This window comes from Mesobacillus jeotgali (assembly GCF_002874535.1).
Classification (GTDB): domain Bacteria; phylum Bacillota; class Bacilli; order Bacillales; family Cytobacillaceae; genus Mesobacillus; species Mesobacillus jeotgali.
Genome location: NZ_CP025025.1, coordinates 294973 through 313554, shown reverse-complemented (window position 1 = coordinate 313554; position 18582 = coordinate 294973). Strand labels below are relative to the sequence as shown.

Below are 18582 nucleotides of genomic sequence, written 5' to 3'. Positions count from 1 at the left end.
CCTTAACACATATATTATTTTTTATCAAATTTTTAATAATATCATAAATTTATTTTTAGTGTCAACTACTTTTTCTTTAAAATTAGAAAAAATAAAAACCATAGAAATCGCGAGACACCGGGACGGTTCTCAAGTATCATTCGGGAACCAAAATAGTAAAAAGAACCCTAATGAATCTTGGTTAAGACTTGCCATACAAAGATAAAAATTTGCCGGAGATTACATGTAAAATTCTTACCATTCACGAAGCGCCGGAACCGTCCCCCTTGTCGCATAATGATAAGATGGTGCTATACGAACTATCTTTTTGAAATGAGGTATGCCATTTGCTAGTATTCGAAACCGAACGTCTGAAAGTCCGCTGGCTAGAAGTCAGTGATCAAGAGTTTATTTTTAAATTGCTGAATGAACCAGGATGGTTGCAATATATTGGAGATAAAGGCATTCGGTCGCTTGAGGATGCTAAGAATTATATTTTGACCGGGCCAAGAAAAATGTATGAACGAGTGGGGTTCGGGCTTTTTGTGGTTGAACTAAAAGAGAGCCAGCTGCCGGTTGGTTTATGCGGTTTGATTAAACGGGATGGACTGGAGGATGTCGATATTGGATACGCCTTTCTTTCAGAACATCAATCAAGAGGATATGCCTTTGAATCTGCAAAAGGAACATTGGAATATGCCCGAAAATTAGGTTTGGATCTAATCGTTGCCATTACAACCAAAGACAATGCTTCCTCCTCTAAACTCCTTGAAAAGCTTGGTATGAGTTTTGAAGGATACGTGACTCTTCCTCAAGGCGATGAGGAGCTTAAGCTTTACGCCATTAACATAGCAAAATAATGGGTTCAGAAGCAAAGGGATCTTTTGCTTCCAAAATCACCAAAAAGGAGTAAAAGGTCCGTCACCCTTCCTCCCTGTTTGCTGTGCTTGCTCCTCTTTCTGCACAAGATTAGCTCAAGTTGTCTTATGTGATCCTACCCATGCATCGGTATCATATCCCCTCACTTGCCAGTAGCCTTCGTGGACTAGTATAAGGATAATATTTTTGAAGTTTTTTGCTCCGCTGAGAGGATCTGTCACCCCCGCTACACTAAACCTCCATCCTCCACGCCGACACCGCGAGCCAGCGTTCATACCGTTCATATTCTGGCATGATTTTTCCGACAAGCCGCCAAAATGAACGGTCGTGATTCATATGGACCATATGGCACATTTCATGGACGACAACATAATCAATCACTTCCATTGGTGCCATGGATAGCTTCCAATTGAATGTCAAATTCCTCATGGAATCACACGTTCCCCAGTTCGTCTTACTGTCCGTGATTCGAATTGAGCGCGGCTTTATTTTAAATTCCCTTTGATGAAATTTAATCCGTTTTTCGACTAATGCCTTGCACTGCTGATAGTAAAACCGCTTCAAAGCCTGTTTGATGCTCTCTTCATTTTGCTCTTTCACGTATACGTGGAGCTTGTCAGCCTCGAACACGGCATTGTCTTTTTCGATATCTTCACCCTGTGAAATCAGAATGTGATAGAGCCTGCCCAAATATAGAAATTGTCCGCCTGGTCCGTACTCTTTTTCCCTACCGGCTGAGGCCCGCTCTTTCATTTCCTTCGCCATCTGCAGGACCAAGTCCCATTGGCCTTCTAGGATTTGAAGCACACTTGCATCTGAGGTCCCCTTAGGAGCGTGGACTTCGACATGGCCGTACAAATCGATATATATGCCGATTGTTTTCCGATTTTTATAAATCACATCATACCGTATTGTTTCACCAAAAAAAGTATGAAGCATGTCATCACCTGCATTTTAATCTATAAATACTCCCCAGCCATCAGAATGGCCGCCGTAAAGCTTGCTTATTTTATCCAGCTTTTCCTGCACTTTTTTTAATTCGCTATGGTTAAGGAGCATCCTTTTCGAGCAACTGCAAGCCCACTCGTCTGTCTCATCATCCTGCTCGAGTAAGCCATGAAAGCCTTCTTCCTTCAATACGGGCAGAAGCTTCTCGCCAGTTGCCTTATCCGGCACTGCGATAAAAAACTCGACTGGCTGCGGCTTTTTAAAACTGACACCTTCATTAAACAAACTGCGCAATGCTTCTCCATCTGCGTCGTTTGGAAATTTCATCATCCATTCCTCCATTTGTGTGCCTTCTATGTTGTCATTATCATGCACTTGCTAAATTTCTGCTAATCATTTGATTATGAGATTGTTGTGTTATAATGTAAATAACCTTTTGCTTTAAATTTTTTACTTTACCGGTACCATGCCCTACTCGTTCGTTGAGTAGGGTTTTTTGTTGCTGTTTTTTTAAAAATAAAAAAACAGACCCTTTTGGAGTCTGTTTCGGTATGCTATATCAAAATTAAGCTTTTTGAACGTTAGCAGCTTGAGGTCCACGTGCACCTTGCTCAACGTCGAAAGTAACTTTTTGACCTTCGTCTAATGATTTGAAGCCTTCAGATTGGATTGCAGAGAAATGAACGAATACATCTTCTCCACCTTCGCGCTCGATGAATCCGAAACCTTTTTCTGCGTTAAACCATTTAACTGTACCTTGTTCCATGTTTGTTGCCTCCTAGTGCTAATGCACATTGTATTACTATCCTTGCCCAAAGTGATCATTAGAACGAAGAGTCGAACTTTACACCGAACAAAAATAATTCTACCTAAGAATAACAAGATTTAGGAAAAATTGCAAGGGACTTTAGTATGGTGACTTCCTCTTAAAAACAATCACAAAAAAAGGAGCAAAAGGTCCGTCACCCTTGCTCCCGGCCTGCTGCGTTTTTTGTACTCACTCTATCTTTCTATGTTGTCTCTGATGTTCCTACCCATGCATCGGTATCATATCCCCTCACTTGCCAGTAGCCTTCGTGCACATGATCGATCGCTTCGATTCTGACAAGCCATTTCACAGATTTATAGGCATACATCTTGGGAACAATCAGCCGGACGGGGCCGCCATAGTCTGACGGGATCAGCTCTCCATCCATAAGCACAGCGACCATGACATCATCTAAGGCTGCCTGTTCAAGGGATAATGAGTCAGTATAGACACCGTCGCCCGAGTAAAATTTCAGATGGGAGGCGTTCTCTTTCAGCTTTACCTTCTTCATGAGATCTTTCAGCAGGATGCCTTCATACGTGACATGAAGCACGGACCATCCCGTAACGCAGTGAAAATCACTGACCTGGACTGTCCTCTTCAATTTGACGAATTCTTCCCATGACAACGACACTGGTTCATCAACCAGTCCATCAATCGTAAAATTCCAATTTTCATTCGTAAAAACCGGCGTCTCCGTTACTGTATAAATCCTGAATTTCCCTTCATACCCTCCACCAATGGGAGGGGACGATTGTGTGGCGGGAATCGGCAGGGGCAAAAGCTCATTTGTGCTGTTCAGCGCCACCTCCTGCAGTGTCGATCCCCCATCATCCATCACTTGTTTTAGCCATTTATAAATAGATGGACCCAAAATGATCGCAAGCAAAGTGACAATGCCGTACTTGAAAAATCCTCTGCGGCTGAAGGCATATAGTTCTTTCTTTTTTTCTTGCAGTTGATCTGATCTTTTCCGAAACCATCCTGACCTAGTCACGGAGTGGAAAAGGAGGACCGGCAGACCAATCCAGGTGAATACATCATGTACAAACAATGAAGCTTGAACGAGTTCTTCTGGAAGACTCCTTTGAAAAGTCAGAACCGTACCGCTAATAATCCAGCCAATGATCAATCCAATAACAATTGCAAGATTCCGTTTCTTTCCTTGTTGTTTTTTTATGACTTTGTAATGGAAAGCAAAATAGCGGAAATAAAGCAGAAGGAAGGCAACAGTTGCAAAACCGATCCAAATATGAGCATCCTTCAACATGACACGGTATGAAGCCAACGGCCCCCTTAATGAAGGAATGAAAAGCAAGATCCCACTTATGAATAAAAATAAGGTAGCATATCCATTCAGATGATGAAGCTTTTTTAATCTATTCCACATTCCGCGGCACCCACCTCTCGCTTATTCAGAAGCCTGAACCTGAAGCGTCTTCATGTTCTGACAATACTTTTTTACAAACAATACGGACATGATAGATAAATCGCATCAATATCCACATGATACATGCTCCAATAATCTATAATTATAGACTACTAGCAATAATATATTCTAATTTCAATGGGCTAGAATGGGACCGCTGTAAGACATATGGACAATTCAAGATGATGAAAAACAAAATAACAGATGTAATATTGATTGTATCGACAATCTTATTGCACTTATACGGTGCGTTGATGCAGAAGGAATGACGCCCTTTTTTGTTTAATTCCTTAATGAACGAAGCAGGTTAGTGGAAGAGTGCTGTAAAAGTCGAAATAGTAGCATTTATAATGTATGGTAATATTGGTATTCGTGAAAAGGAGGATTATACTTTTGAATATTTTAATTTTAGGTGCAACTGGGCGAGTTGGAAGTCAAATACTAACGTATGCCCTACATGATAGACATCATGTCACTGTATTAGTTCGCACTCCAGAGAAGCTTCAAATAAATAGTGGAAATTTAACCATTAGTCAAGGGAATGTTTTAAATAAAAATGATATAGTACGTGCAATGCATGGGATTGATGTAGTTATTAGTGCATTAAATACGGATGGCACAACCACTCTTTCAGAAAGTATGCCACTAGTTATCAATGCAATGAAAAATGAAGGTATACAACGAATTATCACGGTAGGAACCGCGGGGATCTTACAAAGTAGAACTACGCCAACCGTAATCCGTTATCAGTCAAGTGAATCAAAACGCAAATCAACCCGTGCAGCAGAAGAACATCATAAAGTTTACGATATGCTGAAACAATCAACACTGCATTGGACAATAGTATGTCCTACATATTTGCCAGATGGAGAAAGAGAAGGCCAATATCGAATTGAACGTAATTTTTTGCCAGAAGGTGGTATGAAAATATCAGTTCCAGATACAGCAGAATTTACTTATCGTCAGATAGAAAGTAGCGATTATGTCAAATCACGTGTAGGAATCGCCTACTAATTTTGCTAATTCAGATGCAGAGGGACGTACCTTTTGTTCCTAAAAACAATGACAATAACAGGAGCATAAGGTCCGTTCCCTTACTCCCATTAACGCCTGGTTTTATCAACCAGGCGTCATTTTCAGATGCTCATTCTAATTGTACATATTAACTAACTTTCCCTCCAAAGTCTCAAGCAGCAACACAGGGACGGTTCCGGCGTTTTATAAATTGTTAAAATTTTCTATTCACTTAAACGGAAGAAACGTCCCCACGTTTCATATGTCCCTAATCAAATTTAAAGGGAAGCATAATTTAGCTTCCCTTAGGTTATCTAAGCACTATTCAACTTTTATTTCGACTCTCGCATGGGACAAGAGAACCGTCCCTGAGTCCTTTCTCAACCTCATCCCTAGACGGCAATGCGGAAATAGCACCTCTCTTGGTGGTCGTGAGTGCTCCACTTGCATTGGCAAACCGCAGTATGTCTGCGTGTTCGTCATGCAAAAACTGTATCAGGTTTTCTGATGTCGCCCCGAGTTCAAGCAGTTTATACAGGAAGCCCCCGATGAAGGCGTCTCCTGCGCCGGTGGTGTCTTCAACTTTAACCGTAAATCCGTTTGATCCATATTTTTCTTTTCCGACATACAAGTCGGCTCCGTTGGCTCCTTTGGTGAAAACGACCGCCTGGACACTGCCCTGAAATAAGGATTGGATCGCTTCTTGCTCATCATGGATGCCTGTTATGAACTCGAGTTCTTCATCGGAAATCTTCACGATATGGGCACTTGGGAGGAACTCAAGAATCGCACTGCGGCAAGCTTCTGCGCTGTCCCAGAGCGGCAGCCTGACATTTGGATCAAAGCTGATGATTCCGCCCTGCTCCTTCATGCTGTTAATGGCTTTCCGGTGTGTTTGCTTCATCGGACTCTCGACAAGGTCGACTGAGCAAAAATGGAGGATATCGCCTCTTCCAAATGAAGAGGCATCAAGTTCTGTTTCTTCCAGCAGCAAGTCTGCAGATGGCTTGCGGTAAAAGGAGAAATCGCGTTCGCCATCTTCTCTAAGAGAAACGAAGGCAAGTCCGGTATTGGCTTGCTTCGTCCTAACGATCATATCCGTCCTGACGCCAGCCTCCTCCAATTGTTCGATCAAAAAGTCGGCAAAAGCATCCTCACCTACCTTCGTGATCATCGAAGCTGCCTGGCCATACCTGGCTACCGCGGCCGACACATTCGCCGGTGCACCTCCAGGCATTCGCTCAAAGGTCACGACATCCTTCAGTGCCTTTCCTTTTTGCTGCGGTATGAAATCTATCAAAACCTCACCGATTGAATACAGCATGCCCATTGGCTTCACTTCCTTTTCCCATCTTAGCTTGATAATCCCATTTTACCGCCTCGAACCGGGCACTTCCCTCTTTTGCGAAAAAGCGGATCCCGTCGCTGCCCTCTCCAGGAAAAATGCGGCAGGTAAAAACTTCTTCGCCGTCATTCACAAACAGCTCGACAGAAGAAACATCCACAAACAGATGGAACTTGATCTTGCCTGATGCCACCTTGCATTTGCGAGTCGTACCATACTTCTCTGCAAAAGCTTCACCAGATTCACTTCGATCTACCACCACTTTTTGTGCTGAGGCATCATAGGAAATCACTGTTCTCTCGTTCTCACCCGTCCTGATTTCTACCCCGAACTCGGAAGCATCGACATTATCAAACTCACTAATCATTTCATACGTAACTCCATTAAATCCTTCAAACGTCCGTGTCTCATCCCTCAGGAGACCCGCTGCCCTTTCTTCCTTCCCACGCAAAATCGCTAGCTCGTTAACCGGCTGCTGGATTAGTTTACTTCCTTTGACAGTCAGCTCGCGCGGAATCGTCAAGCAATGAGCCCAGCCATGTGCATCCGTAGGATACTCGATCTCCGGCAAACCCATCCAGCCAACAAGAATCCGTCTTCCGGAAGGATCAATCATTGTTTGCGGAGCGTAAAAATCAAAGCCTCGGTCAAGCTCAGCGAATCCTTCATGCTCGAAAAATCTATCTTCCAGATTCAACGGCTCTCCCAGGAGATAGCCTGATTGATAAATATTTTGATAGGAATCACCCTGCGGTTCAATTCCTTGCGGGGAAAAAATAAGCACTCCGCGTCCATCCTGCTCAAAGTAATCCGGGCATTCCCACATATACCCGAACGATTCCAAATTCGTTTTTAACTCTCCTTCAAACTGCCACTTGATGAAATCGACTGAACTGTATAAAACAACACAGCCTGTTTCCTCTGTCCTTTGCGCCCCGATGACTGACCAGAAGCGGCCGTCTTCCTTCCAGACCTTCGGATCACGAAAATGATCGGTATATCCTTCGGGAACTTCTTCAATGGCTGGCTTCATTTTTGAAATAGCGCCATCCTTCCCCATCACGGCAAGGGCCTGATATGGATGGCGGACCCATTTTTCATCACGCGTGTTCCCTGTATACATTAAATACAACTTTTCGTCATGTTCGATTGCACTGCCAGAATAAGCTCCATGGCTGTCAAAATAGTCTCCAGGCGTGATGCCAACTCCGACATTCTCCCAATGGACAAGGTCCTCAGACTTTGTATGATACCAATATTTCAAGCCATGTACGGGACCGAGCGGAAACCATTGATAAAACAAATGATATTCCCCATTAAAATAAGAAAATCCATTAGGGTCATTTAGTAGCCCCGTTTCCGGCTGGATATGGAAGCTTTGGCGCCACGGACTTGCATCCACTTTATTTTTCAATATTTTCAGATCTTCCTGGCTTACATCTTCCAGCTGGGTATATCTTCTTTCTCTCGTCCAATCCATGCTGTTCTTCCTCCTGATTGAAAACGATAAAGGAGAATCATCCGATTCCCCCTCATCCGTTTTTTTATACTGTGGTGTTTTCGAACCGCCGTTGGTCACCCTTTTATGTTACAACGTTATTCGAATTGCCATTGTTTGCTTTTTTTTATGCTGCAGCGTCTTTCGCCCCGCTGTTAATCATCTTCTTTTGGTCCCTTTTGGCAAGTACGATCGTGACCACGAATGCCACTGCAAACGCAATCCCCATGCCAATGATATATGAAACGATTGAGCCCGGGCTGATGGAAATGATCCCTGGCAAACCAGCTGCACCTAGAGCCACCGCTTTTACCTTAAACAAAGTGACAAATGCCGACCCGATAGCTGCTCCAGTGATCGCCCCGATAAATGGATATCTTAGCTTCAGGTTAATACCGAACATCGCAGGCTCCGTAATTCCGAGTAATGCAGAAATTCCTGCTGCGGAAGCTGTTCCTTTAAGCTTTTTATCGCGTGTAACGGTTAGAACTCCCAAAGTCGCTGCTCCCTGCGCCACATTGGACATGGCAGCGATGACAAATATGAACGAACCGCCCGTTTTAGCCATATCGGCTAATAATTGTGTCTCCACTGCAATGAAGCTGTGGTGCATACCCGTAATAACGATTGGCGCATAAACGAGGCCAAATAGTGCACCGCCGATGAAGCCCGTCGTATCATACAGCCAGATCATGCCGTCAGAAAGCAGATTCCCCGCTGCACGGGTAACCGGACCAACCGCCGTAAATGTTAAAATGCCCGTGATAAAAATGGTCAATAATGGTGTTAGTAGATTATCCAGAGCAGATGGTACCACTCTTCGTAAAAAATTCTCTGTTTTTGCCAGGATAAATGAGGCAACTAATACAGGAAGAACGGTTCCTTGATAGCCAATCTTTTCAATCTCAAACCCAAAAATCTTCCACACCGGAATCTCGCCATTGACCAATGCGCCACCATAGCCCCAGCCATTCAATAAATCCGGATGGACCATAAGCATTCCCAGTGCCGCTCCAAGATAAGCATTTCCCCCGAAGCGCTGCGCTGCCGAGAAACCGATCAAAACGGGCAGGAACACGAATGCCGCATTTGCAAATGTATTGATCAGAGCCGCCAGATCGGCCATTTCCGGATAAGCCTCGATAAGCGACATTCCTGCGATGAATAAATCCTTTGCTGTCAGCAGATTATTTATTCCCATCAGCAAACCGCCGGCCACGATTGCTGGAATGATTGGCACGAAAATATCTGATAACATCTTCACAAAACGCTGGATTGGATTGAGTTTCTTCGCACTCGCATCCTTCACATCCTTAGTGGACATTTCCGATAATCCAGTCAGCTCCGTTAGTTCTTTATATACCTTATTCACAATCCCTGAACCGAGGATGATCTGAAATTGGCCCCCAGTCGAAAAAGTTCCTTTAACCGCTTCCATTTCATCGAGTTTTTTCTGGTCCACGACGGACTCATCATTCAATACCAGGCGCAAGCGGGTTGCACAATGCGCTGCGGCTGACACATTTTCTTTTCCACCCAGGGCAGTCAGTATTTCTTTGGCTACTTCATGGTAGTTCATTGTAATTCCTCCTTTGTTTGGTATTACCGGTTCGTTTGGAACCGGTTCCAAACTGCGGTAAAGTAAAACCGGTTCAATTCCGGAACCGGTTCCATTAATTTAATTTTATTATAGCAAGCTAACTCAAAATGTCAACGCTTTCTCGATCAATTATTTTAAAATCGGAAACACTCAACATCTGAATTTCTTCCTCATTCACGAGTTGGACGATTTTTTCTGCAGCCATTCCCCCGGCTTCCTTGTAAAAGAATTGCACCGTGGTAAGTCCAGGATTCATCATCTCCGTGATCTCATACCCGCCAAATCCAGTTATCGAGAGATCCTCTGGTACCTTCAGCCCCTTTGAATAGGCAGCTTTCAAGGCGCCGATCGCTATATTATCGGTTGCACAAACAATTGCAGTAGGATAAAATTCCTTTAAAATAGAAGGAACCTTCTCTAATGCATCACCGATTTTAAAGCTCGTCTCGTAATAACGGACCCTAATCTCTTCAGCTTCTTCTATCGCCTCGGCAAAGCCTTGCTTCCTTTTGACCCCTACCGCAATATCTTCTTCCGAGACACCTAGATAAGCGATCCGCTTATGCCCTTTTTGTGCCATGAGCCGGCCAATTGCCTTCCCTGCCTCATAATCATTGTGAATCAGGCTGTAGACCTGTTCATGCTGCTGCCCGACAAGCAGAACAGGAATGCCGATTTCCTGAATCGTTTCTAGGTGCCGCTCGGTCACCTTTGTCGCGAGCAAAATGATTGCCGCAACTTTTTGCTTCGCCAAACTGTACAGATTCTCAATTTCCCGGTCCAAATCCTGGCTTGTATTGGATACGAACATTTGATAATTCATTTCTCGCAGCTTCTCATCAATACCAATCAATGTCTTCGAAGTAGCATAAGAATCAAGACGAGGAACAACCGTACCAATGATATTCGTCTTCTTCGCCTTTAGACTCTGAGCAAAAGTATTCGGAGAATAACCCGTCTCCCCAATCACTCGCTCAATCTTCCTCATCGTCTGCTCGCCGACAGATCCCCCATTTAAATATCGGGAAACCGTACTCTTCGCCACACCTGCCAAACGAGCAATATCCGCAATCGTCGTCATACTTACATCCACTCCAAAAAGCCCGGCATCACTTGTCCAGACAATGTTTTTTTCATTATAACACGGGGATACTTCTTCTGATTTACAAAATAAACCCGCAACACGGGAACGGAATAACCCTGTGGGAGTTGGGAATGGGGATGGTTCTTGTGTCCCGAAAACCTAGATTTCCTTGGTATTAATGAGAGAGAAAGCCCCACTGGCTTATTTTACTCTTACCAAATATTAAGGTGTATCCATTAACTTTCCCTTATTAATCTAGAAATTATAAGAAACACAAGGGCGGTTCTGCTGCCTCATACATTTACATATTTTAATTTTTTTAAGTTATCTCTACTCCCTGATTTAATTGTGAGATTTCGATGTTTGCAGGAAAATTATAAAGTTAGAAGGTAAGTATTCCGTCAACTGTAAGTTCATTTCAATTTCTGCGACGTGAGAACCGTCCCCTTGTCACAAAGCCTTCTCAATCATATTAAAAGAGGATAGACAAAAGTCTATCCCCTTTTCCAAAATAGAGACATTATGCCTTAGACCACTTTACCTCTCCTTGTAAGATCCCTAATAAGGACTGGTAGCTGTAAACGTAAACGGTACGTTTGCTCCTGAATATAATCCTACATACACATAACGTGTGCCGCCTGGAATGACTCCTGCTTCATTAGCCCCAGATGTCGCGACACTCCCAATCAGCTCAAAGTTTTTATTATAGAAGTAGACATCGTAGTCATACGATCCGTCATTGCTTCCCTTTAGTGTGAAGTTATGGATTCCATCGCCATATTGCTCTGGAAGGGTCACCACATATCCATCTGCACCTTGAGATGCCGGCTCTGGATTTTGGGTCGTCACGAACTCATTTTCTGTGACGGCCAGTGTCGCCGGCACACCTGCCAGACTTCCAATTCCTGTTCCTGCATTCCCTGCCTGCACAGTGCCTTCCGCAACAAACGGTTCTTCTGGTTCTAGCTCAAGAGGTTCAATCTTTGATTTTTGCTCAGAGAAGGCTTGAACTTCTGCTACTTGAACAAAGCCTTTTGTATTGTCCTGTGTATCATGTGCGATAAATTTAAGGTATTTTGCCTCCACTGTTTGTGGAAGATCAATCCCCTGGTAATGAAGGTCAGCTACCGTTGGCCTTGGCTTTCCTGCTTCAAATTTTCCTTTCCAGACGGTTGTGAAGTTTTCACCATCAATTGACGTTTGCAAACTGAAGTTTTTCAGTGTGGCAAATCGTGAACCGGAAATGTCCTTCATGGCACTTACTTGAACATGAGAAATTTCAACTGGTTCATCTCCTGCCAGATCAACGATGAAGTCCGCACCAAGGAACCCATTTTCCTGCGTATTTGAAGCGAACACACTTGCTTCTGTGTCGTCAATCGCAAACTTAACCGGGTTGCTGTCCGATGATCCGGATACGCTAGAAATCGATGCTCCGTTAAAAGATGAGGCAACGTTTGGTCCAATTGTAAAGGTCAATCGGTTCTTCTCCCCTGCTTTGATAGCAACATCACGAATGGTTCTCGATCCAAAACCTTTTGCCTGAATCGTAATGTCATAGATTCCTTCTACAATATATGCCCCGAAGTCGCCCTTTTGGCCCGATACCGCCACTGGACTTGTTCTTGCTTCGAATTCACCAATGATGATTCGTGCATCCTGGATCGGTTTATTTGTAGCAGCGTTAACCACCTTTCCAATCAACTGGCCATTTCGCTGTCCATCTGGATGGTTGAATCCTGGAACTGGTTCTGTATCGTCTCCGCCTTTGGATAATGCACTTGCTCCTAACCCGCGCTGTGCGAATGCAGTCCATAAAGCATCATAGTGCTTTCCATCGTAGCGTTCAAAATCCGCGGCAAGTATCGCCGTTCTCATGTCTTCCATCGATGGGTTCGGAACAGAGATTGGCATGGCATCCATCACAAGATGCTCGATGACTGATTCTGCTTCCGTTTTTCCAACTCTATCAATTAATGTATCTCTGACATGCCATAAAATAGCTGCCCAAATGTCGCCGTCAGAGTGAACCTCTGGCCCGCCAACATCATAGCCAATATCTCCATAGTTGTAAGGCGCCTCATCAAGTGAATAACTGCGGATTCCTCGTTCAGCATTCCCAGTCACATAGGCTCCGACAACCGGCTTTTCTTGAAGGCCTTTTTTCGCCAGATAGTGCATTCCAAAGAAGTCGCCCCAGCCTTCGCCCATGGAACCTGACTGATGGCTGCCGAGTGCTTCTCCGCCTGCTACGAAACGATTTGTCAGCGCATGGGCATATTCATGATAAATAATCCCGGCATCAAAATCCCCATCTGCATACTGTCCCTCAAATGCCCCTGGTATTGGTTCCCAAAGGAACATTCCGCTCCACGCCGGAATCCCGTCAGGCAGCGTCAGCATGTAGGCGTTATCTCGTCCCGTATACGTTGGCGCACCGCCTGACAGCGCCCCTGCCTGGACAAGACCTAAGATTGCATCGCCGTCCATTCCGCCTTTTCCGTAGTTTGAAAGCTGAAGGTTCCCAGCTGCTTCTGTCCATCCAAGGTTGTAAAAATAGTCGTGGAATAGATTATGATGATAGAACAAGTTCGTCGCTGCACTGTTTAAATCCTCTGCATAGGATGGCGGTGTCGTTTGCCCGTTTGTTTTTTGCCATGCGTTTTTAAATAAGTAGCTAAAATCGCCGTCTAACGCAAGCGGACGAACAGCCTGATCCGCCGGGACTAAAAAGTTGCTCCAGTTCGCATACGAGTTGGCGTTGTTTCCAAATGTCGTCAATCCCAAGCTTGTGCCCGGAATCAGCCAGCCTTTTGGTGACGCCTTTGGATCCCCTTTAAACGACTTCACAACCTGAGTTCCGCCAGCAGATGCACCAGGATAGTTTTCAAAAATGAGTCCTTCTGTTTCTAATAGAGTGTCAACGAGGGAGCGTTGGTATAATAGCTTGCCATTCGCTGCATCGATCACCATCTCAAAGCCCTCATTCAGCTCCTTAATGAAAAGCACACGATAGGCTGGCCGGACACCGTCCTTCGTAATAAAAGTTGCTTTCTTTACACGCTGCTCAGCCGGGAGCACATCTCCACCGGCAAATACTGACCAGCCTTTTTCAGTACTTAACAGCTTTGGAACATAGCTTACGTCTGGCAATTCAAGCGCAACAGCTTTGTTCATAGCATCTGCCTCCGATAGCTGAAAGTCAGCAATCAGACCTGTTGCGCGACTTAGATTTCCGGCTGCAGACAGGATTTGGCCATCTTTGTTTACAGCGATGATCACACGTCCTCCGTACACAGACTCAATTCCATCAAATGTTTGCTGAAGGGTTACAGGCCGGAGCCCTGTTCCCGGCATTTCAAATTTTTTACTTACGACAAATGAGTCAATGTCTGAGGCCTGAAGACCAAAGAGAGCGGCATTTTGCTTTAACCAGTTGCGCGCAATCGTCTCAGCACTGTCATTAGAAGGAGCTGATAAATAACCTTGATCCTTGATGATGGTCGATGGGGTGCCAAACAGGGTGTTCCACTTAATCTTCGTTCCCGCTCCCACTGACTGTACTAGTGTGTTAGCGGCATCGAGCTGTTTCTGAGTCGGCAGAACACTGTTTACAACATTTCTGACATCATACAAATGAGACTCATGATCCTCATGGATTCCCTCTGCGGTCACTGGGCCTGTAACCTGATCAGCATTTATTCCGCTTGTTAACAAAACCTGGCCAGCCAGCAGCGTCGAACATACAGCCGTCACGAGCTTTCGCTTTTTCATCTACGCAAAACCCTCCTCGAAAAATCTTGATTCAAGGAAAGAATACGTTAGCCTAATGGTTTTTACCTCTGCCACAAGAGCAAAATACATACTATAGGTCATTAAAATACTACTAAGAAACTATGGAGGATAGGACTTGTGGATGTGAGGAGCGATGACTGTTCTCTGAAGCAGAGGGACGTATCTTTTGCTTCCATAAACAATTACGAAAAAAGAGCATAAGGTCCCCTTCCTCCCATTGAACGCCTGGTTTTATCAATCAGGTGTCATTTTAGATGATCATTTTAACTGTTTATTTTAACGAACCTTCCCTCCAAAGCCTCAATATACCTCTTAGCGGATTTTTGAACAGACTGATGGGCATCTTCCTTAATGACACGATGGAATGCATTATATAGTCTGCCAAAATGGAGAACGCTGACTTTAGCTGCCATCTCCTGAACCTTGGTAGCTGGCAATGGAATAAGGTTTGGATAACTGTACATGAAACCCACCCATTGTCGATCGGCCACTACCTGAATAATATCACCAGTCAGAAGTACCCCTTGCTTGTTCACATCATTTTCCCAGTGTAAAACACTTCCCCCATGAAAATGACCACCCAAACGGTACAATGTTACGCCCGCATCAAGTTCCAGAGAATCACCAGACCAGAAGATGATCCTGTCACTTGGCCTAGTAACCCACTGGCGATCATCTTCGTGGATATAAATGCTTGCTCCGAATCGTTCAGCCCATTCAACCTGTGTCGAATAATAATGCGGATGGGATAATGCGATGGCATCGATTCCTCCTAGAGAAAGGATTTCATTTTCTGTCTCTTCGTCCAAGTAGGTGATGCAATCCCATAACAAGTTGAACCCTTCATTCCGGACTAAATAGGCTGTCTGCCCAATCGCAAACGAAGGAGTAGTGGTAAGGCTGTACAGACCTTCCTCTTCCTGGACAATGGTATTTTTATATTTCCCTGAATCCACAAGCTGTTGAAGCGTGGTCCATGACTGTCCATCCGGGTGAATGTACTGTCTTTCGTCAGCGCAAATCGGGCAGGTCTCAGGAGCATGAGCAGAATGGGGATATTGGACACCGCATGTATTGCATATAAAATGGTTCATTTTGAACACCTTCCTATGATTTTTTCTTAGCTTTATTATAAAAAAAACCTTAAGCGATCTCGTCGGAAGGATGGTGTAACCTATCTACAACTTTTGGCTGAGATTTTTATAATTCTTTACCGAATTTTTCATTAGAAAAAAGCAGATCAAAATGGACCTGCTGCTACGTTTACTTTTTCCAAATCCGCTTGTTTCGACTCTTTTTGTACATCCAAGTGAATCTAGTCGCAGGCTTAATTTCGACTCCCTAATGGAATAAGAGAGCCTAATTCTCACAACATTGATTTAAGTTTAAATTCTTCATTTTTTAGGTATAAATAACTAAAACTTTTTTCACCGGAGGCGACTTATTTGGCGAATGAGGAATTAGTCATTTATCAAGGGAAAGAGCATATTATCGTGCATCAATATGAATCTGGCTATGTTGAGATCAGAAATCCAGCTAACAGGAATATTGAACTAGTACACCAATCAGAATTAGAACCGCTCAAATGATTCACATCCCTGTAGAAATGTTTTATTCGTCTAATAAGCTATGTTTCATCTGCTGTGAAGTTTGGAATGGAATCCCCTACCTTATTTGCTCTTTTAGCCGGGATCAATGAATAATCACCGGGAACAAAGGGCCGTCTAGTCTCCTTAAGCATGCATGCATGTTTGTTTTATTAAAGTTATGTGTATATACTATTGAGAAACTTTGTATGGGAGTTAAAGCTATTGTTTAACTTAATAGAAGAAATCAATTTGCAGGGGTAGGGTAAAAAATGTCAGCTAACAGCATGATCAAGGAACTGAAATCATTTAAGAATTTTGAAGAAGCCGCAAATGATATTCTTCAAATAATGAGTAAATTCATCGATATAAATACACTGTTCATAGCGAGAAATGATAAGCGAATAAATGAAATTGTCAATGTATTCAATAAGGACGAGGTTTTATTAGAACAAGGTGATACTTTGCCTTTCGAAGAAACCTTTTGTAAATTGAGTGTTGATCATGGAAGAGAAAGCCTCTTCATCCAGGACCTTCATAATAACGAGCTTACGGCGGCTCTTAATGTGACAAAAAACTTAGGGGGCGGCTGCTTTATAGGCATCCCCATCTATTATGGCAATGGTGAGAATTACGGCACCATTTGTGGTCTGGATAAAAATCCAATTGAATTAAGCCCGGAACATATTGAGATGTTTGAAACGATGGCATCTTTGCTTACCTATGTGCTCGATTTGGATTATGCGAACAAACAGATCCAAAATTTATCGGCACCCTTCGTCCCCATAACAAATGGAGTTGCCATTTTGCCTGTTATCGGGTTAATGAACGAAGAACGTGTAGAGCATATCATTTATTCTGCTCTTACGAAGAGTAAGGAGCTGTCCCTTCAATACTTGATCATTGACCTATCAGGAATTATCCAGATTGATGCCATCGTTACTTCCTCCTTGCTGAGAATCGTAAGCATTTTGAAATTGGTCGGCGTAACACCGATTTTAACAGGAATGAGGCCCGATTTAGCATTAAAGGCAATAGAATTTAATAATAACCTTCAAGGAATTACTATTGAAGCAAGCCTTGAAAGAGCTTTAAACAGAATTGGGTTTTCTGTAGAAAAAAGTAACTAAATAGAAATCACACTGCTAGATAAATCCTTTTCAATTCACAAAAATATCCTCTCCCTTCCCGTTTTACAACCTTTTGGGACATACGGAAGGGAGAAACAAGGATGTCCCCTATCCCTCATTCCATTACACCTTGGACTTTGCCTCGCTCACTCTCCTATTGATGGCGTGCTCGATCAGACGAGACACAGGGACCGTCCCTAAGTCCCTGTTTTGCTTTTAATCCAAACAGAACGCGCAGAATATTGACTCGTCTAATGATGAATTCGTATAGGCCCATTATGATTAAAAAGGCTGCTGAGATTAATAGAATCAGTTTTACGGGTACAGTCCAATTCAGGTTATAGATGAAAAAACCTAATAGAATGATAACTGGCTGATGAAGCACATAAAACGGCATCGAGGCCTCACTCGAATATTTTAATGCTCTGTTGGACACGTTCAGGTACTTATCGCCTAAGTACATAATGAAAAAGATCATGTTCCATACCAATAGGACACGGATGATCATGAATACAGCCCACCCCAGGGATATCTCCATCGGAAATCCATAGAAAAATACCCAGGATATATAGGCAGCAGCGCTCAGTATGCTTAAAACGCCAGCTAAAACTCCTATTTTGCGTACAAAAGGTCTTAATGATTCTCTAGCAAAGAAATAAAATCCAAAAATATATAATAGTAGATAGAAGATGATTCCCCAGCTCGCTAAATTTACAACATGGTTGACAGTTAAAGCCGTGATGAATAGAGGGATAGGGATGAATAAATAATGGCGTTCATTAAATTCCTTACCAGCTGCCAATCCTTTGATTTTCAGGAAAAAAGGTAGCGTAATCACCGAAAATAACAGTAACATTAATAGATACCACAAATGATGTCCAAAGAATGCAAAGTTCCCTGTACCGCCCATTTCTAGATAGAGTCCATCAAAGTAATGAGGAAAGAACTCGAGGAACGAGCCCTTAAATTGATGGTTCGTTATCCTTTCAATATACACCTGGGGAGGTGACAACAGAAAGATCCCCAAAAGCAAGGGTAAACCAAGCCGTAAAAGCCTTTCTTTGATGAAACTTTTCGAATTTCTTTTGTTTAAAGCGTAATATGTAGCCATTCCTGACACCACAAAGAAAATGGGCATGATCCAATTCCCTACTAAAAGGGAGAAAAACTCGATATACGTATAATTGATTATATTGTTCTTAATATGCCAATCAAATGAATTAAAAAACATCGAACAGTGATATAGGAATACGACCAACATGGCCAATACCTTTATCCAGTCCAAATCATAATATCTAGCAGACTGAGTATTATTACCCATAATTTCCCCTCAAAATATCATAGTGACGTATCTTCTGAGCCTTGTGAATATCCGTCCCGAGTTTAATCCATTTATTTATCCAAAGAAATACATCACAGTTCTTCCTTGAATTATCGATCTCTCCACAGGGCACTTGAACTGTTCCCATGCCCCTCACCGAACTGAC

General features: G+C 43.2%; 15 protein-coding genes. 4 read left to right on the top strand and 11 right to left on the bottom strand.

Annotation, left to right across the window (positions count from 1 at the left end):
- Positions 1–326 precede the first annotated feature (326 nt).
- Positions 327–839, top strand: coding sequence for a GNAT family N-acetyltransferase (locus CD004_RS01550; protein ID WP_102261152.1), 513 nt, complete (start codon positions 327–329; stop codon positions 837–839).
- A gap of 250 nt (positions 840–1089) precedes the next feature.
- On the opposite strand, the gene CD004_RS01545 is transcribed toward CD004_RS01550, so the two are convergent.
- The 4 genes from CD004_RS01545 to CD004_RS01530 form a co-directional block, all read right to left on the bottom strand.
- Entirely contained in the window at positions 1090–1797 is a 708-nt protein-coding gene (locus tag CD004_RS01545; RefSeq protein ID WP_102261151.1) for a M48 family metallopeptidase, read from the bottom strand.
- Between the two features lie 15 nt (positions 1798–1812).
- Positions 1813–2136, bottom strand: a complete 324-nt coding sequence (locus CD004_RS01540; RefSeq protein ID WP_233434924.1) for a ribonuclease E inhibitor RraB — start codon at positions 2134–2136, stop codon at positions 1813–1815.
- Positions 2137–2371: 235 nt separating this feature from the next.
- Positions 2372–2572 carry a cold-shock protein gene (locus CD004_RS01535; protein WP_026694123.1) on the bottom strand — a complete coding sequence of 67 codons (201 nt, stop codon included), beginning with the start codon at positions 2570–2572 and terminating at the stop codon, positions 2372–2374.
- A 244-nt stretch (positions 2573–2816) separates the two neighbouring features.
- Entirely contained in the window at positions 2817–4004 is a 1188-nt protein-coding gene (locus CD004_RS01530; RefSeq protein WP_102261149.1) for a molybdopterin-dependent oxidoreductase, read from the bottom strand.
- A gap of 432 nt (positions 4005–4436) precedes the next feature.
- On the opposite strand from CD004_RS01530, the gene CD004_RS01525 reads away from it, so the two are divergent.
- The gene (locus CD004_RS01525) at positions 4437–5057 is read left to right on the top strand and encodes an NAD(P)-dependent oxidoreductase (RefSeq protein WP_102261148.1); all 621 of its coding nucleotides are present in this window, start codon (positions 4437–4439) and stop codon (positions 5055–5057) included.
- 325 nt (positions 5058–5382) lie between these two features.
- On the opposite strand, the gene CD004_RS01520 is transcribed toward CD004_RS01525, so the two are convergent.
- The 6 genes from CD004_RS01520 to CD004_RS01495 form a co-directional block, all read right to left on the bottom strand.
- A complete protein-coding gene (locus CD004_RS01520; RefSeq protein WP_102261147.1) occupies positions 5383–6387 on the bottom strand; it encodes a carbohydrate kinase family protein in 1005 nt (334 codons plus the stop codon).
- Positions 6362–7882, bottom strand: coding sequence for a glycoside hydrolase family 32 protein (locus CD004_RS01515; protein ID WP_102261146.1), 1521 nt, complete (start codon positions 7880–7882; stop codon positions 6362–6364). Before CD004_RS01515 ends, CD004_RS01520 begins: the two co-directional genes overlap by 26 nt.
- A 145-nt stretch (positions 7883–8027) precedes the next feature.
- Entirely contained in the window at positions 8028–9479 is a 1452-nt protein-coding gene (locus tag CD004_RS01510) for a sucrose-specific PTS transporter subunit IIBC (RefSeq protein ID WP_102261145.1), read from the bottom strand.
- A 118-nt stretch (positions 9480–9597) separates the two neighbouring features.
- Positions 9598–10581 (bottom strand): LacI family DNA-binding transcriptional regulator, encoded by a 984-nt coding sequence (locus tag CD004_RS01505; RefSeq protein ID WP_102261144.1) that lies wholly within the window; start codon positions 10579–10581, stop codon positions 9598–9600.
- Between the two features lie 561 nt (positions 10582–11142).
- On the bottom strand, positions 11143–14358 hold the full coding sequence (locus CD004_RS01500) for a M36 family metallopeptidase (protein WP_102261143.1): 3216 nt from the start codon (positions 14356–14358) through the stop codon (positions 11143–11145).
- Between the two features lie 284 nt (positions 14359–14642).
- Positions 14643–15473, bottom strand: a complete 831-nt coding sequence (locus CD004_RS01495) for an MBL fold metallo-hydrolase (RefSeq protein ID WP_102261142.1) — start codon at positions 15471–15473, stop codon at positions 14643–14645.
- A 351-nt stretch (positions 15474–15824) separates the two neighbouring features.
- Here CD004_RS01495 and CD004_RS23630 point away from each other — a divergent pair, with 351 nt between their 5' ends.
- Positions 15825–15968: a hypothetical protein gene (locus tag CD004_RS23630; RefSeq protein WP_158651454.1), complete on the top strand. Its 144-nt coding sequence runs from the start codon at positions 15825–15827 to the stop codon at positions 15966–15968.
- A gap of 269 nt (positions 15969–16237) precedes the next feature.
- Positions 16238–17095, top strand: a complete 858-nt coding sequence (locus CD004_RS01490; protein WP_233434923.1) for a GAF domain-containing protein — start codon at positions 16238–16240, stop codon at positions 17093–17095.
- Positions 17096–17249: 154 nt separating this feature from the next.
- Here CD004_RS01490 and CD004_RS01485 read toward each other — a convergent pair whose 3' ends face one another.
- The gene (locus CD004_RS01485) at positions 17250–18416 is read right to left on the bottom strand and encodes an acyltransferase family protein (RefSeq protein ID WP_102261141.1); all 1167 of its coding nucleotides are present in this window, start codon (positions 18414–18416) and stop codon (positions 17250–17252) included.
- Positions 18417–18582: the final 166 nt, after the last annotated feature.

Excerpts from the sequence above, each read along its gene's own strand:
- CD004_RS01520 (WP_102261147.1), bottom strand. The coding sequence starts at position 6,387 with ATGGGCATGCTGTATTCAATCGGTGAGGTTTTGATAGATTTCATACCG.
- CD004_RS01495 (WP_102261142.1), bottom strand. The coding sequence starts at position 15,473 with ATGAACCATTTTATATGCAATACATGCGGTGTCCAATATCCCCATTCT.
- CD004_RS01500 (WP_102261143.1), bottom strand. The coding sequence starts at position 14,358 with ATGAAAAAGCGAAAGCTCGTGACGGCTGTATGTTCGACGCTGCTGGCT.
- CD004_RS01510 (WP_102261145.1), bottom strand. The coding sequence starts at position 9,479 with ATGAACTACCATGAAGTAGCCAAAGAAATACTGACTGCCCTGGGTGGA.
- CD004_RS01490 (WP_233434923.1), top strand. The coding sequence starts at position 16,238 with ATGTCAGCTAACAGCATGATCAAGGAACTGAAATCATTTAAGAATTTT.
- CD004_RS01485 (WP_102261141.1), bottom strand. The coding sequence starts at position 18,416 with ATGGGTAATAATACTCAGTCTGCTAGATATTATGATTTGGACTGGATA.
- CD004_RS01530 (WP_102261149.1), bottom strand. The coding sequence starts at position 4,004 with ATGTGGAATAGATTAAAAAAGCTTCATCATCTGAATGGATATGCTACC.
- CD004_RS01540 (WP_233434924.1), bottom strand. The coding sequence starts at position 2,136 with ATGATGAAATTTCCAAACGACGCAGATGGAGAAGCATTGCGCAGTTTG.
- CD004_RS01535 (WP_026694123.1), bottom strand. The coding sequence starts at position 2,572 with ATGGAACAAGGTACAGTTAAATGGTTTAACGCAGAAAAAGGTTTCGGA.
- CD004_RS01545 (WP_102261151.1), bottom strand. The coding sequence starts at position 1,797 with ATGCTTCATACTTTTTTTGGTGAAACAATACGGTATGATGTGATTTAT.
- CD004_RS01515 (WP_102261146.1), bottom strand. The coding sequence starts at position 7,882 with ATGGATTGGACGAGAGAAAGAAGATATACCCAGCTGGAAGATGTAAGC.
- CD004_RS01505 (WP_102261144.1), bottom strand. The coding sequence starts at position 10,581 with ATGACGACGATTGCGGATATTGCTCGTTTGGCAGGTGTGGCGAAGAGT.